The sequence below is a fragment of the Nostoc sp. LEGE 06077 genome (assembly GCF_015207705.1).
Classification (GTDB): domain Bacteria; phylum Cyanobacteriota; class Cyanobacteriia; order Cyanobacteriales; family Nostocaceae; genus Nostoc_B.
The window spans coordinates 296680-312929 of sequence record NZ_JADEWI010000001.1; the positions used below are offsets into that span (position 1 = coordinate 296680).

General features: G+C 38.6%; 15 protein-coding genes and 1 other RNA gene. 7 read left to right on the forward strand and 9 right to left on the reverse strand.

The window, feature by feature from the left end:
• Positions 1 to 42 precede the first annotated feature (42 nt).
• From IQ244_RS01330 to uvrC, 5 genes are all read left to right on the forward strand, one after another.
• The gene (locus IQ244_RS01330; protein WP_193889250.1) at positions 43 to 312 is read left to right on the forward strand and encodes a hypothetical protein; all 270 of its coding nucleotides are present in this window, start codon (positions 43 to 45) and stop codon (positions 310 to 312) included.
• Entirely contained in the window at positions 312 to 761 is a 450-nt protein-coding gene (locus IQ244_RS01335) for a type II toxin-antitoxin system VapC family toxin (RefSeq protein ID WP_193889251.1), read from the forward strand. Before IQ244_RS01330 ends, IQ244_RS01335 begins: the two co-directional genes overlap by 1 nt.
• Before the next feature lie 60 nt (positions 762 to 821).
• Positions 822 to 947, forward strand: coding sequence for a hypothetical protein (locus IQ244_RS32890; RefSeq protein WP_265578890.1), 126 nt, complete (start codon positions 822 to 824; stop codon positions 945 to 947).
• Positions 948 to 1034: 87 nt separating this feature from the next.
• On the forward strand, positions 1035 to 1409 hold the full coding sequence (locus IQ244_RS01340; RefSeq protein ID WP_193889312.1) for a hypothetical protein: 375 nt from the start codon (positions 1035 to 1037) through the stop codon (positions 1407 to 1409).
• A 177-nt stretch (positions 1410 to 1586) separates the two neighbouring features.
• A complete protein-coding gene (gene uvrC, locus IQ244_RS01345; RefSeq protein WP_193889252.1) occupies positions 1587 to 3464 on the forward strand; it encodes an excinuclease ABC subunit UvrC in 1878 nt (625 codons plus the stop codon).
• 16 nt (positions 3465 to 3480) lie between these two features.
• Here uvrC and IQ244_RS01350 read toward each other — a convergent pair whose 3' ends face one another.
• Positions 3481 to 4464, reverse strand: coding sequence for a hypothetical protein (locus IQ244_RS01350; protein ID WP_228058663.1), 984 nt, complete (start codon positions 4462 to 4464; stop codon positions 3481 to 3483).
• 136 nt (positions 4465 to 4600) lie between these two features.
• Here IQ244_RS01350 and IQ244_RS01355 point away from each other — a divergent pair, with 136 nt between their 5' ends.
• The gene (locus IQ244_RS01355; RefSeq protein ID WP_193889313.1) at positions 4601 to 5767 is read left to right on the forward strand and encodes an IS4 family transposase; all 1167 of its coding nucleotides are present in this window, start codon (positions 4601 to 4603) and stop codon (positions 5765 to 5767) included.
• Between the two features lie 165 nt (positions 5768 to 5932).
• Here the strand turns inward: IQ244_RS01355 and IQ244_RS32305 are convergent, their stop codons facing one another.
• From IQ244_RS32305 to ssrA, 8 genes are all read right to left on the reverse strand, one after another.
• The gene (locus IQ244_RS32305; protein ID WP_228058664.1) at positions 5933 to 6091 is read right to left on the reverse strand and encodes a hypothetical protein; all 159 of its coding nucleotides are present in this window, start codon (positions 6089 to 6091) and stop codon (positions 5933 to 5935) included.
• Positions 6092 to 6093: 2 nt separating this feature from the next.
• Positions 6094 to 7164 carry a DNA cytosine methyltransferase gene (locus tag IQ244_RS01360; RefSeq protein ID WP_228058665.1) on the reverse strand — a complete coding sequence of 357 codons (1071 nt, stop codon included), beginning with the start codon at positions 7162 to 7164 and terminating at the stop codon, positions 6094 to 6096.
• A 166-nt stretch (positions 7165 to 7330) separates the two neighbouring features.
• Complete coding sequence (gene acsF, locus IQ244_RS01365) at positions 7331 to 8407, reverse strand: magnesium-protoporphyrin IX monomethyl ester (oxidative) cyclase (protein ID WP_193889253.1); 1077 nt, start codon at positions 8405 to 8407, stop codon at positions 7331 to 7333.
• Between the two features lie 300 nt (positions 8408 to 8707).
• Complete coding sequence (locus IQ244_RS01370) at positions 8708 to 11518, reverse strand: filamentous hemagglutinin N-terminal domain-containing protein (RefSeq protein ID WP_193889254.1); 2811 nt, start codon at positions 11516 to 11518, stop codon at positions 8708 to 8710.
• A 395-nt stretch (positions 11519 to 11913) separates the two neighbouring features.
• Positions 11914 to 12381 (reverse strand): hypothetical protein, encoded by a 468-nt coding sequence (locus IQ244_RS01375; RefSeq protein ID WP_193889255.1) that lies wholly within the window; start codon positions 12379 to 12381, stop codon positions 11914 to 11916.
• Between the two features lie 397 nt (positions 12382 to 12778).
• Positions 12779 to 13411: a DUF2996 domain-containing protein gene (locus IQ244_RS01380; RefSeq protein ID WP_193889256.1), complete on the reverse strand. Its 633-nt coding sequence runs from the start codon at positions 13409 to 13411 to the stop codon at positions 12779 to 12781.
• Between the two features lie 362 nt (positions 13412 to 13773).
• On the reverse strand, positions 13774 to 14811 hold the full coding sequence (locus IQ244_RS01385) for a low specificity L-threonine aldolase (protein ID WP_193889257.1): 1038 nt from the start codon (positions 14809 to 14811) through the stop codon (positions 13774 to 13776).
• Positions 14812 to 15038: 227 nt separating this feature from the next.
• Positions 15039 to 15428: a transfer-messenger RNA gene (gene ssrA / locus IQ244_RS01390) on the reverse strand.
• Positions 15429 to 15605: 177 nt separating this feature from the next.
• Here ssrA and IQ244_RS01395 point away from each other — a divergent pair.
• A complete protein-coding gene (locus tag IQ244_RS01395) occupies positions 15606 to 16199 on the forward strand; it encodes a MarC family protein (protein WP_193889258.1) in 594 nt (197 codons plus the stop codon).
• Positions 16200 to 16250: the final 51 nt, after the last annotated feature.

A 16250-nucleotide genomic window follows, 5' to 3' on the forward strand; every position in this document is an offset into this window, starting at 1 on the left:
AAGTTAAAATAATATTCATGACATCTGATAGTCTAGCCAGCCATGAACTCTATCAAAGCACAACTCTTAGCGGCAATTGAAACAGCACCTGAATCAATTCTAGAGCAAACACTTGATTATCTTGAATATCTTAAAGCTAGAGAACAGAAATCTCAAAACTCATCTTTAGAAATTTCGCAAAAAGAGGGAGAACCAATTTTGCGTGGTTCTAAAGCTAAAGATTTGCTAAAGTTTGCTCAAACATGGCAGGGAGACGATTTTGAAGAATGCCTTCAGCTTGTTTATGACACTCGTTCCCAGACAGAATTTTAATGTACTTACTCGATACTAACCATTGCAGTCGCATTATCTTTGGTGATTTTAACTTAATTCAACAACTACAAGCTCATAGCGAAGCGGGCATTGCTACCAGCGTTGTAGTATGTGGAGAACTTCTTTACATGGCGGCTAAATCTGATCAAAGTATTGCTAATCTTCAGCAGGTCAGAGGATTTTTAGACACAATTGATATTTATCCGATTAATTTATCAATTTCTGAGGTTTATGGCAATCTTAAAGGCAAGTTGGTAAATGCTTTTGGGCCTAAAGAAAAAGCCCAACGACGAAATTTTAACTTGCAATCCCTTGGTTTTGGAGATAATGACCTTTGGATTGCAGCTACTACAATTTACTATAATCTCACTTTAGTTTCGACAGACAATGATTTTCGCCGGATTCAGCAAGTAGAAATGCTGACTTTAGAATCTTGGCTTTTAAGTTAAATATAATATCATGATTATGTGAATGTAACGACTCACATAACGAATGTAGAGACTTACATTGTGAATGTAACGACTCACATCATCAATGCGATCGCTTACATTATGAATGCGACTGCTCACATCATCAATGTAACAATTCACATTCACAATGTAGCAGTTGACAATCAAACTGCACGCTTACTCTAAATCTTATCCTAGGCAAAAAAGTAATCTACTGATAATTTTACAGTTGCAATGGGTACTTTAAATATGTATCCCTATACGGAAACATCCATGCCTACCCAAGATACTACACGTCGTTTATCTCGTCAGACAATTACTCAAGACACCACTTCCTTACACGGTTTGCAAACGATTATTAACTACACAACCACCCGTGCTGATGCCACAGAAGAAACGTTGCAAGTAGCTTATCAAAAAATGTTAACGCTGCAACAAGTAGAAACTGAAAAACTCGCTTTATACCGTGCGGCGACTGATGCGGCGAGATTAGCCGAGTGGGAATTTCACAATGCGGTATTAGCCATGAAGGAAGTTGTTAGGGGACAATATGGTTCCGATAGTGATCAAGCGCAAGCTGTAGGATTAAAGAAAAAATCAGACCGTAAGCGTCCCAGTCGTAAAAAGTCAGTAGCGATCGCTAGTTAATTAGTGTACTTTCACCAACCTTTGGTTGAAGGAATAAGGAACAGTAGGTTTAAATCCTTGTTTAACGCCTATACTGTTCCCTGTTCCCTGTTCCCTTTTATATTCAAATTCCGCAACGCTCAATTTATTTCTTAAAATAGAGATAGGTAAAAGCGTAAGATTACCGAAAATTTAATTGTGACAACATCTGCTCAAATACTACCACTGGTTAAAGATCCAGAGCGTCTGGAAAGCCGACTAGCTGAAATTCCGCCGGAACCAGGAGTTTATTTTATGCGGGATGGCAGCGATCGCATTATATACATAGGTAAGTCGCGGAAGTTGCGATCGCGTGTCCGTTCCTATTTCCGTGAAGGTTACAATAAAAGCGAACGCATCGCCACAATGGCGAGACAAGTAACAGAAATTGAATTTATTGTCACTGATACCGAAGCTGAAGCCTTGGCGTTGGAAGCCAACTTAATTAAGCAGCACCAGCCATACTTTAATGTGCTGCTCAAAGATGATAAAAAATATCCATATCTTTGTATCACTTGGTCAGAAGATTATCCCCGCATCTTCATCACACGTAAACGCCAACTAGGTAAAGAAAAAGATAAATTCTACGGGCCATATACAGATACAGGTTTATTAAGAGAAATTCTCCGCATTAGTAAGCGCATCTTTTCTCTACGACAACGACCACAACCATTATTTAAAGACCGTCCCTGTTTAAATTATGATATGGGGCGTTGTCCTGGTGTCTGTCAACAATTGATTTCCCCAGAAGAATACCGCAAAACTGTGCAGAAAGTAGCGATGGTGTTCCAAGGTAGAACTCAAGAATTAATTGATATTTTGACCGAACAAATGCAAACAGCCGCCGAGTCGCTAAACTTTGAATCAGCGGCGCGGATACGTGACCAAATTTCTGGGTTAAAATCTCTGACGGCAGATCAAAAAGTATCTTTACCAGATGATACAGTTTCGCGGGATGCGATCGCTTTAGCCGCCGATACACAACACGCCTGCATTCAATTATTTCAAATTCGCGCTGGACAATTAGTCGGACGCTTGGCGTTTGTTGCTGATGCACAAGCTGAACCAGGTGCAATTTTACAACGCGTTTTAGAAGAACATTATCAAACTGCTGATGCGGTGGAAATTCCCGCCGAGATTTTGGTACAGCATGAGTTACCCGACGCGGAAATTTTGGCGGATGTTTTAACGCAGCGTAAGGGTAGAAAAGTCACAATTTTCACGCCCCAGCGCCAAACTAAGGCAGAATTAATTGAGATGGTCGAGCGTAACGCCCAATACGAATTACAAAGAATGCAAAAATTGGGCGATCGCAATAATCAAGCTATGCAAGATTTAGCTGATATTCTCGACTTACCAGATTTACCCCACCGCATTGAAGGTTACGACATTTCCCATATCCAAGGTTCCAATGCGGTTGCTTCCCAAGTCGTATTTATTGATGGTTTACCGGGTAAGCAATACTATCGCCATTACAAAATTAAAAATCCCACCGTCACAATTGGCCATTCCGATGATTTTGCCAGTTTAGCCGAAGTCATTCAACGGCGATTCCGCAAGTATAGCGAAGATACCCAACTACAACGCGCCGGAAATCCTGACTGGCCTGATTTAATTATGATTGATGGTGGTAAAGGTCAGTTATCCTCTGTTGTCACCGTGTTGCAAGAGATGAACTTACTAGAAGACTTGCGAGTTGTCAGTTTGGCAAAACAGCGTGAAGAGATTTTTCTACCGGGAGAGTCACAACCCTTACCCACCGACGCAGAACAACCAGGAGTCCAATTACTCAGAAGGTTACGAGACGAAGCCCATCGCTTTGCTGTAAGTTTTCATCGTCAACAACGCAGTGATAAACTAAAGCGATCGCGTTTAGATGAAATCCCCGGCTTAGGACATCATCGCCAAAAGCAACTATTAGGGCATTTTCGCTCAGTTGATTATATCCGCCAAGCCACACCCGCACAACTCGCCGAAGTTGCGGGAATTGGGACAAGACTAGCGCAGGAAATTTACGATTACTTTCATCCTGCTTGACAAAGCTGAATTTTTTTCATTCATCAATCATTAATCTGCCTAAAATCTCATTCCATTTTTCCTTGTGTATTTTTTGTAGTTCATTATCCGACACTATCAACTGAGAATATCCCTCAATAAAATCAGTGATGGACTCGATTAACCTTAAATAGTATTTGATTGTCGGGATAATTCCATTTACAATTACTTGACAGCCATGTTCCAATGCAATTTCTTTAATTAGGTTATTAATTTTATCTGCGTCTGATTGCTTAATATCTTTTGAAGCAAAAATATAATATCTACCAGGATTATATTTAATAATCTTCTCTCTAGCACGATAGACAATCTGTAAAGTTATTTCTTGACCATGTTTTATTTCTATAGCTTCAACAAGATGGTTATTTTGGTCAAATATTTCAATATCTCCCGCAGTCTTAGAAGTTCTATCAGAAGCTGTATGACTACCTAATATTCCCAGGGTACATGACTTATATCTGGAGATTTCTTTAATTAAAATTTGATAGATGGCATAGAAAGCAATAACAGGTAATTTTGAACCGCCAAAAGTTTCATAGTTATAGTTAAACTGTTCATCTAAAGCCTGGATTATACTTTTTATATTTAGTTTTTCAGGATTGGTTAATTTAATAATCTCAACCAAGTTATCATCCTTAGCTGATTTGATCAATTTCAGTAGTAATTTCAATATATCTTCTGATTTTTCAGGATATTTTTGCACAAAATCAATAACATTCAGAAATGCTATTTTTAAAGACAGAGGAGTTATTTTGCCTTCATATTCTAATGTATAGGGATAAGGTTGTTCTAAAGAACGAGTTAGCCAACCACTTTCAGCCATTGCTGGTAAGCCTAACTCTGTTAATGTAGGAGTAATGTACTTTGTATCTATACTTCTTCCTGAGAAACCACCAATCATTTTGGCTTGGTGGTTTCGAATATCCTGTGCTGGATTTAAAATTTTATGTACTAAGAGAGTAACTAATACAGTATAAGCCAATACGGTTCAGTTAAGGCTGAAAGTCATGTAAATTAGGCATTGTTCCCAAGAATGGAAATTAAGTATCGTGCATCTGAGGGATTTTTCGTTTGTGTCTCCTGAGATACAAAATGCTGACTTGCTGAAAGCAATCGAAATGGCTATTCCAGCAACGGCAATTGAACAGGCGATCGCTAAAACTCAAAGTGAAGAAGAACGCAAGCGGTCATTACCAGCACAATTAGTGGTAAGCCTTGTAATCGCTATGAGTTTGTGGTCGAAAGACTCAATGCGGGATGTACTGAAGAACTTGATTGATGGTCTCTCCGAGGCATGGATTAAGGTTGGGAAATACTGGCGAGTACCTTGTAAGTCAGCCATCACACAAGCTCGGCAGCGAATAGGCGCAAGAGTGATGAGCCAATTATTTCATCAGTTAATACGACCAATGGCGACACAACAGACATTAGGAGCATTTCTAAATGGGCTAAGAATTGTAGTCATTGATGGCACATGTTTTGATGTCCCAGACAGCGAAGAAAATGCAAGAGTTTTTGGTCGTCCGAGCAGTCGCCCTGGAGCAATTGCAGCATTCCCAAAAGTAAGATTAGTCATCTTAGTAGAAGCAGGAACACACATAATATTTGATGCTTTAATGTGTCCATATCGTATGGGAGAACGAGTACGAGCGTTGAAATTATTACGCTCAGTACAGAGCGGGATGTTATTAATGTGGGATAGGGGTTTGCATTCCTATGCAATGGTACAGACAACAGTTTCCAAGGGTTGCGATTATGTGGGTAGAATCCAGAAGAATGTTAAATTTCTGGCAGAAAAACCTTTAGAAGACGGCTCCTATCTATCGTGGATTTACCCATGTGGAAAGCGAAGAAAAAAAGGGGGTCAGCCGCTAGCCGTGAGAGTTATTGAATACACAATTGAGCATCCTGAAAACCCTACTGAACAACTCACATATCGCTTGATTACTAGCTTGTTAGACATTGAAAAATTCCCGGCAGAGTTGTTAGCCAAAGAATATCATCAACGATGGGAAGTAGAAAATACCATTGATGAATTAAAAATACATCTCTTGGGGCGAAAAACCCATGTTCGTTCCCAAAAGCCACGAGAAGTTGTACAAGAAGTGTATGGTTGGTTGTTGGGGCATTGGTCAGTCAGAGTGTTGATGTTTCAAGCTGCAACTAGTGCTTCTGTTCCTCCTTTGCGTCTAAGTTTTACAGGAACATTACGGGTCTTTCGTCGTGCCATTCCTAAATTTCAACATTTGCAATCAGAAGAATTCCCCCTTTTTTCGATTGGTTAACCGTAGAGATTCTGGATAATTTATTACCCGAACGAATTCACCGTATTAATCCCAGAGTTGTGAAAAAACCTGTATCAAAGTTTCGTTCTAAAAAACTAAAACACAGAGGTACTGGAAAACGAGTAGAAGCTCCGAAATTTCACATCACTAATCAGCTTCTTAGCCTTAACTGAACCGTATTGCAGTATAAGCACCTTTGCTGCTAAAGCTTTTTTTGGCAATTTCCGCAAGATAACTTTTATATTCTTCTGGTAATTGAATTTGATTAATTTCAATTTCAGGTAGATTTTGATAAATTTCTAGAAGTTTTTCTCTATGATTCATTATCAAAGGGGCAATTCTAGTTGAATATGTGGCTCAATATAAGAATTTATATAATGATTAGGGATTACATTTTCAAGATTTGAATTTTCAAAGAATTGTTTCTTAATTTGATTAGCAAGCTCATACATTACTGGTATAGCCACAGAATTACCTATTTGCTTATAACACTCTCCTAAATTACTATGGATTTTAAAACTAGTAGGGAAACCCATAATTCTATAACACTCTTTAATAGTTAATTTACGAACAGCTTTTTCTTCGGGGATATAAATAAAAAATCTACCGGAAGTCTCTTGAGAAGGTATTGTTGGATGTACACCTTTAATAGAATATATTCTATTAGGTTGATGATGAACCCTAGATAAATGCTCTGTATTTGGTCTAATACCTGTTTTCCAAATATTTTTATTGCGATAACCTACAAAAATCAAACCAGAAGCTTGTTGTTTGGGGTTTTCTATCATTGTGTAATCTTGAGGATTTAAATATTCAAAATCTCCTCCAGTACACAAAAATTCTTTTAGAGTAGGAAAAGGATAAGTTTTTTTGAGAAGGCCAAAATCAAATTTTTTATTTTTCGTAGCCACAAATACTACTCTTTCTCTATTTTGCGGTAATCCAAAATCCTTAGAGTTAAGTATCTCGTAATTTACTTCATAACCGATATCTTCTAAGGAATATAGTATAACTTCTAACGTTTTTCCTTGATCATGATGTAATATATGCTTAACGTTTTCAAGTACAACAACAGGTGGCTTAATATGTTCAATAATTTCGCAAATATGAAAAAATAGAGTACCTCTAGTGTCGTGAAAACCTTTTCTTCTTCCACAAATACTAAAAGGTTGACAAGGAAACCCCGCTGTTAAAACATCAAAGTAAGGTAGATTTTGTATATCAATCTTTCTAATATCATATTCTGGTATATCTCCAAAATTATTAAAGTAAACCTGTCGGCAGGCTTCATTAATTTCGCAGGAAAATACACATTCATACTCAGCTTTTTCAAAAGCTAATCTAAAACCTCCAATTCCAGCAAATAAATCAGCAAATTTTAGTTTTGCTTCCTCCATAAAAATTACTAAAATACTGTTCTAAACGTCTGAGTAAAATATTATAACATAAGCTTTTTTAATAAGATTATTTTCACTCGTCGTGACACAAGGCAAAATAATGTATTTACAAAAAAAGCATGGTATTAGTTAACTAATACCATGCCCATCAAATTATCTTGGAAATCTAACGAGCCATTCCATGAGCAGTAGCAGCATCAATTGGCTTCATCAAGTACAGCTTCAAGAAGTGCCAACCATTGGAGATATATAATGGCAACTTCTGGAAGATTTGCAGGAATTTGGGTGTGTTAGAGTTAGCGATCGCGCTCAATTTTTCGTTATTCTGAATACATAAATCCAGGCGATCATAAAACTCTGGATTTTCCACATCCAAAATCACTGGGAAGACTCTACCCGCGGTTTCATTGGTTTGCTTGATCACGTAGATATCATATTCCCGTGCATCTAAACCAATAGAAGCGTAAAAGTCTTTGCGTTGGATGTCATTGAGATACATCGTCACAAACACAGACAACAGGAAGAAACGACTCCACAGTTTTGCTTTCCAGTCATTCAGCATTTGTGGCTGCGCTCTCATGATGGCATCAAAGAAATCACCATGACGATTTTCATCCTGACACCAATTTTCAAAGAACCGGAAAATTGGATAAATTCTGTCTTCGGGATGCGCTTCTAAATGACGATAAATGGTGATGTAACGCCAATAACCAATTTTTTCAGAGAGATAGGTGGCGTAGAAAATGAATTTGGGTTTAAAGAAAGTGTAATTGCGGCTCTTGGTCAAAAACCCTAAGTCGAGAGACAAATTAAAGTCTGACATCGCTTTATTCAAAAAGCCAGCGTGACGTGCTTCATCCCGTGACATGAGATTGAAACACTCAGCTAGGACGGGGCTTTTATCTTTTAAGCGGCGGCCTAATTCCTTATACAGCAAGAAGCCAGAAAATTCTGCTGTACAAGAACGCTCTAGAAATTCAATGAACAACTGGCGAGTTTCCCCGTCGATGTGATCCCAGGATTGTTCAAACTCGGCATCCCGAACGAAGTGATGGCGGTTATAGTCTGTGCGGAACTCTTCTAAGATGGCTTGTAACTCATCTTCATTTACAGAGATGTCCATCCGTGCCATCTCATCAAAATCGGTAGTATAAAACCGTGGTGTTAATAAGGTTTCTTTTGCCGGGACTTTAATCCCTGGCCGTATTTCTTCAAAGCCTGGTTTTTTGAGGGAATCTACCATGTCTTGATTGCCACGAGTGTATTATCTTGATTACGCCTTTTGGGTGACGCTCCTTTGTTGCGATCGCTAACGGCAGTTCTTCCTAGGGAAAACCCCTTGGCTCTAGCCTTTCCTTTTGAGAGAAGACCAGACTGCCTCAGATGAAAGCAAAGGTAATGCTCTCATAAGACGCAGCAAAGGACAATAATTAGTTTGTATAAATTTCAGTCTACCAAGGGGCAACGGAAAACTGGTATGTGAAACGTTAAGAGTTGCAACAATACTTCAAGCTTTTTTCTTGTGACTCTCAACAATCGGCAATTATTTCATCGCTGTTGCTTTCGGACAGGCGTAAGCATTAGACCTTAAAGGATTATCGGCCGCCCCAGATACATCAGAAATTAGAGTAACTTCCCCCGCACCGTTGAACACCCAACCATTGGCAGGTACAATTGCCACTGTTTTGTTTATGGAAGGTGATTTCGTCATTACAGGTTGATTTCTCATCGCTACAATCTCTCTACCGCGAGTATCTGACCATAGAACATCATTACCTAGAAGGTCATAAGGATTGTCCGGTAATCCACCACGTCCCGTCACAATAAATTGGCTGTTGCTATTCTCGTCATCTTTTGAACAATCCGCTGCCAATAATCTTGAGCTATCAACAATAGTCGTAGGTAATTCACTTAAGCCCTGGATAGGATTAACTTCTGGGGTAGTAATGGTAACTTCTCCATTGATTCCCAGTTGAGAACTAGCAGTAATGTCACTAAAGTTAGTATCTCTGAAACGCGACGCAATCCCAAAAATACTTTGGGCTGTAATATCGACTCTGCCACCTCTACCATTAAAAGCATTGGCGCTAATATCACTATTTTCAGAAGGGATAGCAATTAAAAATTTAGTGTTTATACTGATATTTCCCCCATTACCTCCGGCGTTAGCAGTACCGGCATTGGCGGAAATACTACTATTATTTCGCAGTAATACAATATCTCTAATGTTGAGATTAATATTTCCGCCTTCACCAGCGGTTGTTCCAGTGGTGATTGTTCCCAAATTATTAAGTTGTAAAGAACGAGTATTTACTGTGATATTGCCAGCATTGGCGCGTTCAGTACCTCGCACACGAGCAAACAAACCACTATTAGCACCATCATTATCAATTGATTCAGTGCCAAATTGTTCCACACGCGCTGCAAAAGTGCGATCGCTACCAGTAATTCTCACCCCATTTTTTGCTTCGATAGTAATATTACCTGCATTCCCACTATTGAATGCACTGGTCAAAATTTGACCACCACCAGCCAAATCAACGGTGTTAGCAATAATATTAATGTTACCTCCGTCACCAGCACTCCTACTACGGGCGCTGATGACTGCTCCATCTATTACCTGCAAACTTATAGTTTTAATATCAATATTTCCTGCATTTCCAGATGCTGTAAGATTCCTTTCATTCTCAGTGCTAGTAAAGAACCCTGAAATCAATAATCCTGATTGTGAATCTGGAGAAAATCCTATCAGTTTGACTGACTCAGTAGCATTAATTTGAATGTTTCCTCCATTTTTTGAACCAGTGGTTCTGGATAAAATTGCAGCACCATTCGCTAAAGTTAAAGTCCTAGCTGTAATATCAATTAGTCCTGGATTAGCAATGCCATTGGTTTCACTTCTAATAGAACTTCTATTATCCAAAAAAAGTCCTTGAGTATTAATTACTATATTGCCAGCAGAGCCAGTACTCGATGAAGATGTGTCCAAAGAAGAACCATCAGTTAAAAATATGTCTCTAGCTCGGATATTAATATTGCCAGCATTACCAGTGCTATTATTATTAGAACGAGTGTTGATGAAACTATTCTGTAACACAAGAGAATTGTTTGCTTTTATTAATACTCCATTTGTAGTGCCACTCCCTGAAGTGATAGCACTTAATCCAGTCGCGCTACTTGATACATCGCTATTTATATAAACTGAATCAGCCACAATTTGAATACCGCCTGTGTTGCCTATCGAACCATCATTAACATCACTACTAATAGTACTGTTATTAAGTGACAGTGACTCTGCCTGAATATGAATCCCGTTTGTATCACCTGTGGCTGAAGATAAAAATGCTCCAATATCACTCCTAATAAAACTATCACTTAAAGAAAATGACTTAGCATTGATATAAATACCACCAGTATTGCCAGTAGCTAACAGAAAAAGTTCTCCAAGATTATTGCTAATTGTACTCTGTTTAATATTTATCCTTTCCGTTGCATTAAGGGTAATATCTCCCGCCTGAGTTCCATCGCCGATAATACCATTTGTCAGATTACTTCCTATAATTTCTAAATTTCTGGCATTGATAGTCAAACTACCGCCACCATTAGATACTACATTTGCAGATCCATTGATAATTGAAATATCGCCTCGCGCTAAGTTCTGGGGATAACTCAAATGCAGATTCTGATTATTTGCATTCAGTTCTACACTTCCCTCTCCTGTTACTGCGCCTAACTCAATTCGTCCACCTGGAGCAGATAAATTTCCGCCATCTAAAAAAACATTACCACCTAGTAATAATAAACTTTGACCATTAGGAACTGATAGACCAACTACAGATTGTGTAGATGGGTTTTGATATGTAGATTGATTGGTAATAGAAGAACTAACAATTTGGTTGAATAAAAAAGCCGAAGGATTAACTGTGAGCAATGCTGGATTATTTGGCACAGATGCGCTGAAAGAACCTTGATTACCAAATGCGATCGCATTTGCTGTTGTAGCTACAAATGAGCCACCAACATTTAAACTAGCATTAGGGCCAAATAAAATTCCATGAGGATTCAGCAAAAATAAGTTTGGACTACCAATTCCAGAAGTTTTGAGAGTTCCAAAAATATCAGAACGGCTTCCACCAGTTACTCGAACTAAAATGTTTTGAATATTTGCACTAGGATTGACAAAATCTGCTGTGTGCATTTCAGGAATACTAAATTGCTGAAAACTATGAAAAAGGTTATTACCTGCTACACTACCCTCTGTAATTTTCCATCTGTTCATATTATCTAGAGGTGCAACAGCAGAATTGTTGGGTAAGGTTGTATCAGTAACAATTTGAGCCTGAGATAAGTCCATAAAAGGTAGACTGCACCAGATTGTTGCACTAATGATGCAAGAGGTAAATATGTAATTTTTCATAATTATTTGTACTTAAGATAATTATTAATTGGATTCAATCAAGCTATTTAATATATAAATGATTAAACCTGAACAGTGTTAGAAGTTTTTTGTAACACTGTGCTTAACTAATATTGTTTCAATAACCTGATAAGCCGAAGCTTATGGCACAATAAATTCCCAACTTACAGACATTGTTCAAATAGCCGCACCTTGTAAGGTAACGGCTACCTTTAACTGAACTCTATTGAATTTTCTCTGAGCTAAATATTGCTGGGTTTATTCTTGAAGGAAAAGTTTTTTCTGATACTTACCCAGTTTTATAAACATACTCAACTATGTAATTTATATAACTATGGGCAGCCTACTAGATTAACTTCATAATTCATTTTGTAAGATCCGTAGTCAAGTGGTTGCAAAGGTGTAATTGTAGAATTCGCAACAGAAACTGTTTTTTGCCCTTGGTATTTTGTAGTAGCTTCAACAAATTTTACAGTCACTAGATTACTAAAACAGGAATTAAGAGTAACTGGTAATTCTTGTCCTGGAGCAATTGCTATTGGCCCCATAGTTTGTCCAGTTTCTTGAATATTGACATATACTTGACCAGGTTTAGTACTAAAATTCTTTATAGATTTCAAGCGTAAGTAACTGCTTGTAGGGAGTGCTAAGACTACGGGCGGTTGCATACCAATTTTGGATAGAATACCCATTTGCTCTGTAATTGAAGCTAAGGCATCATTTCCAGGAACAAGCATGGTTATAGTTAGAGTGACTACGAAAAATAATTTCAATAGCCAATTTTGCCAAACTTGAAACATATCAATAACTCCTGATTAACAGCAATGAATTTGGCCTATCATTTATAAAATAATGTGCTGCTTACCATATCTTGGCAGCTACACTATCCATGAGATTTAGAGTATTTTATCTGACTCTATTTCACTGATTTTATCTAGAACTAAGGCTTGAATTTATACTACTTCTAAATCCGGCTATTTGCTGGTTAAATTTTGTATTTTTTTTAAATAAAAATAATTTAAAATCTGTTGCATTTCTCATAGTGTTAGTAGCCAAAAGGATATTAAAAAAATTCTCAGGAAACAAGAGGAAACCTCAAATTGGGTTCTTTCTATTACTTCCTGAGATATGCTTCCTTTGGCAAAACAAAGGATTGGTTTGTAACAATAGTTTACGGAGTTATTCTTTATAGAATATCTAATTTCTACCTAACCATTTTTGACTGTTCAAACGCCGTACTAAACCAAATACCAACAAGTCAAGGGTAGTTTTGCGTTCGTCAATTAAGAAGGACTCAAGGGTACTAGTTTTTTTGCCTTCGTTGCAGGAAAATCCTTTTTGCCCTTGAATATCTTCATCGGGGAAATAGACATTAAATTGACGCTGACCATTTTGCCAACTGCCGATAACTTGCCAGTATTCTTCATCCGCTGGTAAACCAGCGATGGGCAGCTTTTGTTTAGCGAAAGACAATTGTAAATCTTTTACGCCTTCCTCTGCGATCGCCTTTTGCAAAGCTGGTAAGTACTCTTGTTGGATAAACTCTGGAAACGGTTTATCTTCAACTGCTGGGGCTTTCTCTTTTTTGGCGGCTTTAGCGGCGGCGGGTTTTTCTTCGCCATCTGCGGCTTTAGCGGCGGCTGGTTTCGCAGCGTTAGGGTTAGCTTTGGGGTTGGCTGCTTTGGGATCTGGTGTGTTGGCAGTAGGTATATTTGTAGCTACTGGTTCGCTGGTGCTGGGGGCGTTTGCTTCAGCGACAGTGGGAGCTTGTTTGTCCACAGTGCTGGGAGCTACCTCTCCCGCTTGATTGTGATTGGTTTCGTCTGCCATTGCTCAGGTCAATCCTTTATCTAGCTTTCAGAGCGATCGCTCACCTTTCTGTACTAATTTATCTTGATTTTGACATATAAGAGCTAGTTGATAGTCAAGAGTTAATAGTCCATAGTCAAAAGTCAATGGTTCATAGTTAAAAACCTGATATTTCTCTAGCAAAATTTAGGATTACTGAGTATTACTGGTATAGGAAGGGAACAGGGAACGGGGAACAGGCAATAGGTAAGAAGCAATAAAAGTTGACTGAGTTTTTTTCTCCAAATCAAATATGAGTTCCATATAAGGATTTAGTCTTCTTGCTGCTGCACGGATCACGATTAGGAGAAAAAGCCTTTTTACTTGTACTTTGTTGTACAAGTTTAGGCGATCGCTGCCTGAATATCTTGCACTAACTCATCCATTCTGGCTTTAGTTGTATTCCAAGAACACATAAAACGTACTCCGCCTACGCCAATAAATGTATAAAATTGCCAATTCTTCTCTTTTAAAGTTTGAATAACTTGCGCTGGGAGTTTGACAAATACAGCATTTGCTTCGCGCGGAAACATAATTTCTACGCCATCTATTTGTAATAATTGATTTTCTAAATATTCTGCACATTGGTTAGCATGGCGAGCATTTTTCAACCACGCACCTGTTTCTAATAAACCCAACCAAGGTGCAGAAATAAAGCGCATTTTAGAAGCTAATTGTCCTGCTTGCTTGCAGCGATAATCAAAATCTTCGGCTAAGTATTTATTAAAGAAAAGGATTGCCTCTCCTAAAGCCATACCATTTTTTGTCCCGCAAAAACACAACACATCCACGCCACTTTTCCAGGTTATTTCTGCGGGGGTTTTATTCATCGCCGCTACAGCGTTAGCAAACCGCGCGCCATCCATGTGAATTTTTAATTTATATTTTTGGGCAACTTCTTTAATCTCCAAAAGTTCGGCAATAGAATATACAGTGCCTAATTCTGTTGATTGGGTAATACTAATAACTTTTGGTTTAGGGTAATGAATATCTTGACGCTTAGTGACAATGGCTTCTATGCTTTGCGCTGTTAATTTGCCGTTTTCACCTGGAGCCAACAGCAGTTTAGAACCGTTAGAAGCAAATTCTGGCGCACCACATTCATCTGTCTCTATATGCGCCGTCTCATGACAAATTACACTATGATACGACTGACACAATGCTGCTAAAGATAAAGAATTTGCGGCTGTGCCATTAAAGGTAAAAAATACCTCACAATCAATTTCAAATAGTTCTCGAAAATAGTCAGAAACTTTTTGCGTCCATTCATCATTACCATAAGCTGGCGCACTACCAAGGTTAGCTTGCAGCATATACTCTAGAGCTTCTGGACAAATACCGGAGTAATTATCACTAGCAAATTGTTCGGCATTCATACTCATATTATTTTGAAGAAACAATTATGGCTATCAAAACATAATTCATCAACTGGACATCATCGGAATTTTATCGCAGTAGCCAAGGTGGTTAGGATATCGGGAAATTGGAACTTAGAAAGTAAAAGACTTTTAACCCTATAACCTATCACCTATCACCTGTCACCTACTATTTCATAGCTCTAAAACAAAATCCACCTAAACAATTGTTTGGTGGATTTGTTAATTATCTTTAGTGGATCCGAGCAGAGTCGAACTGCTGTCCAAATTGGGTATTGACCCCCCGCTCATTCACAGGTTTAGCCTTTCTGACCCTCAAGGCGGGAATCGTTCATTATCCCGAACGTAGGATGCTCTGATTTAATCTTAGCTAACAAGCCAACCAGAGAACGCTTGTTAGAGCATCCGTTGGGGGTTGGTCTCTAATCCTTAACGGAGTCAAACTAGAGACGCTCGAACCTATAAGAGGCGTTTTAGGCAGCTACTAGAGCTTCCCGACGAGCAAATTTAACGATGTTATTCGCATTTACTTTTTTTTTGAGCCTTGATTTGCGAGAGGGGACTCACTCTCGACCTGAATCACAGAGTAGCGTTCGCCAACCTGTCGAAACCGTTACGGACCCATGTGCTTTATATTCCTATTATAATTCCTGGTGCGGCAAATGTGTTACAAGATGACAAAGAAATATTAAAAGCTGATTCTGGGCGATCGCTTTTGATGGCAATATTCCGATGGATTATGGAAAACAGAGGCAGATTCAAGGTAAGTTGTGATCGAACCTTGATAAACTCTCGCTCCTGTGGATACCTCCGTTTTTGTCCAAACATTTATTGCGGTGTTTGTTCTAGCAGATGCTGTCGGCAATGTACCAATAGTTTTAGCTTTAACTAAGGGTATGGCACCAGAAGATAGAAATAAAGTGATTGATAAAGGCAGTATTGTAGCGATCGCAGTTTTGTTGTTATTTGCCTTTGCTGGTCAATATATTTTGAGCTATCTCGAAGTCAGTATGGCATCTTTGCGGGTAGCTGGCGGGTTATTACTGCTATTAATCGCCTTACAAATGCTTCGGGGAGAACTCGATACACCTATTCAAGAAGAAGGACGGGACGTGGCTATTACACCACTGGCTTTGCCATTATTAGCCGGGCCGGGTACGTTGACAACAGTGATGTTATTAATGTCAAAATCCCAGAGTCCCCATTTGGGTGTAGTGCTGGGTATTGTGGTGGCGATGTTGGTCACTTGGCTAATTTTGCGGTTAGCGAACCAGATTGATAAATTTATTGGTGTGGAAGGTACAGTGATTGTCACCCAGTTATTCGGTTTTTTGTTAGCAGCGTTAGCAGTAGAAATTGGTAGCACAGGAATTAAAGAGTTGTTTCTGCACTAAAAATATTTAAGGTGATTAGCTGGATATAAATAAAGTAGCGATCGCAATTCT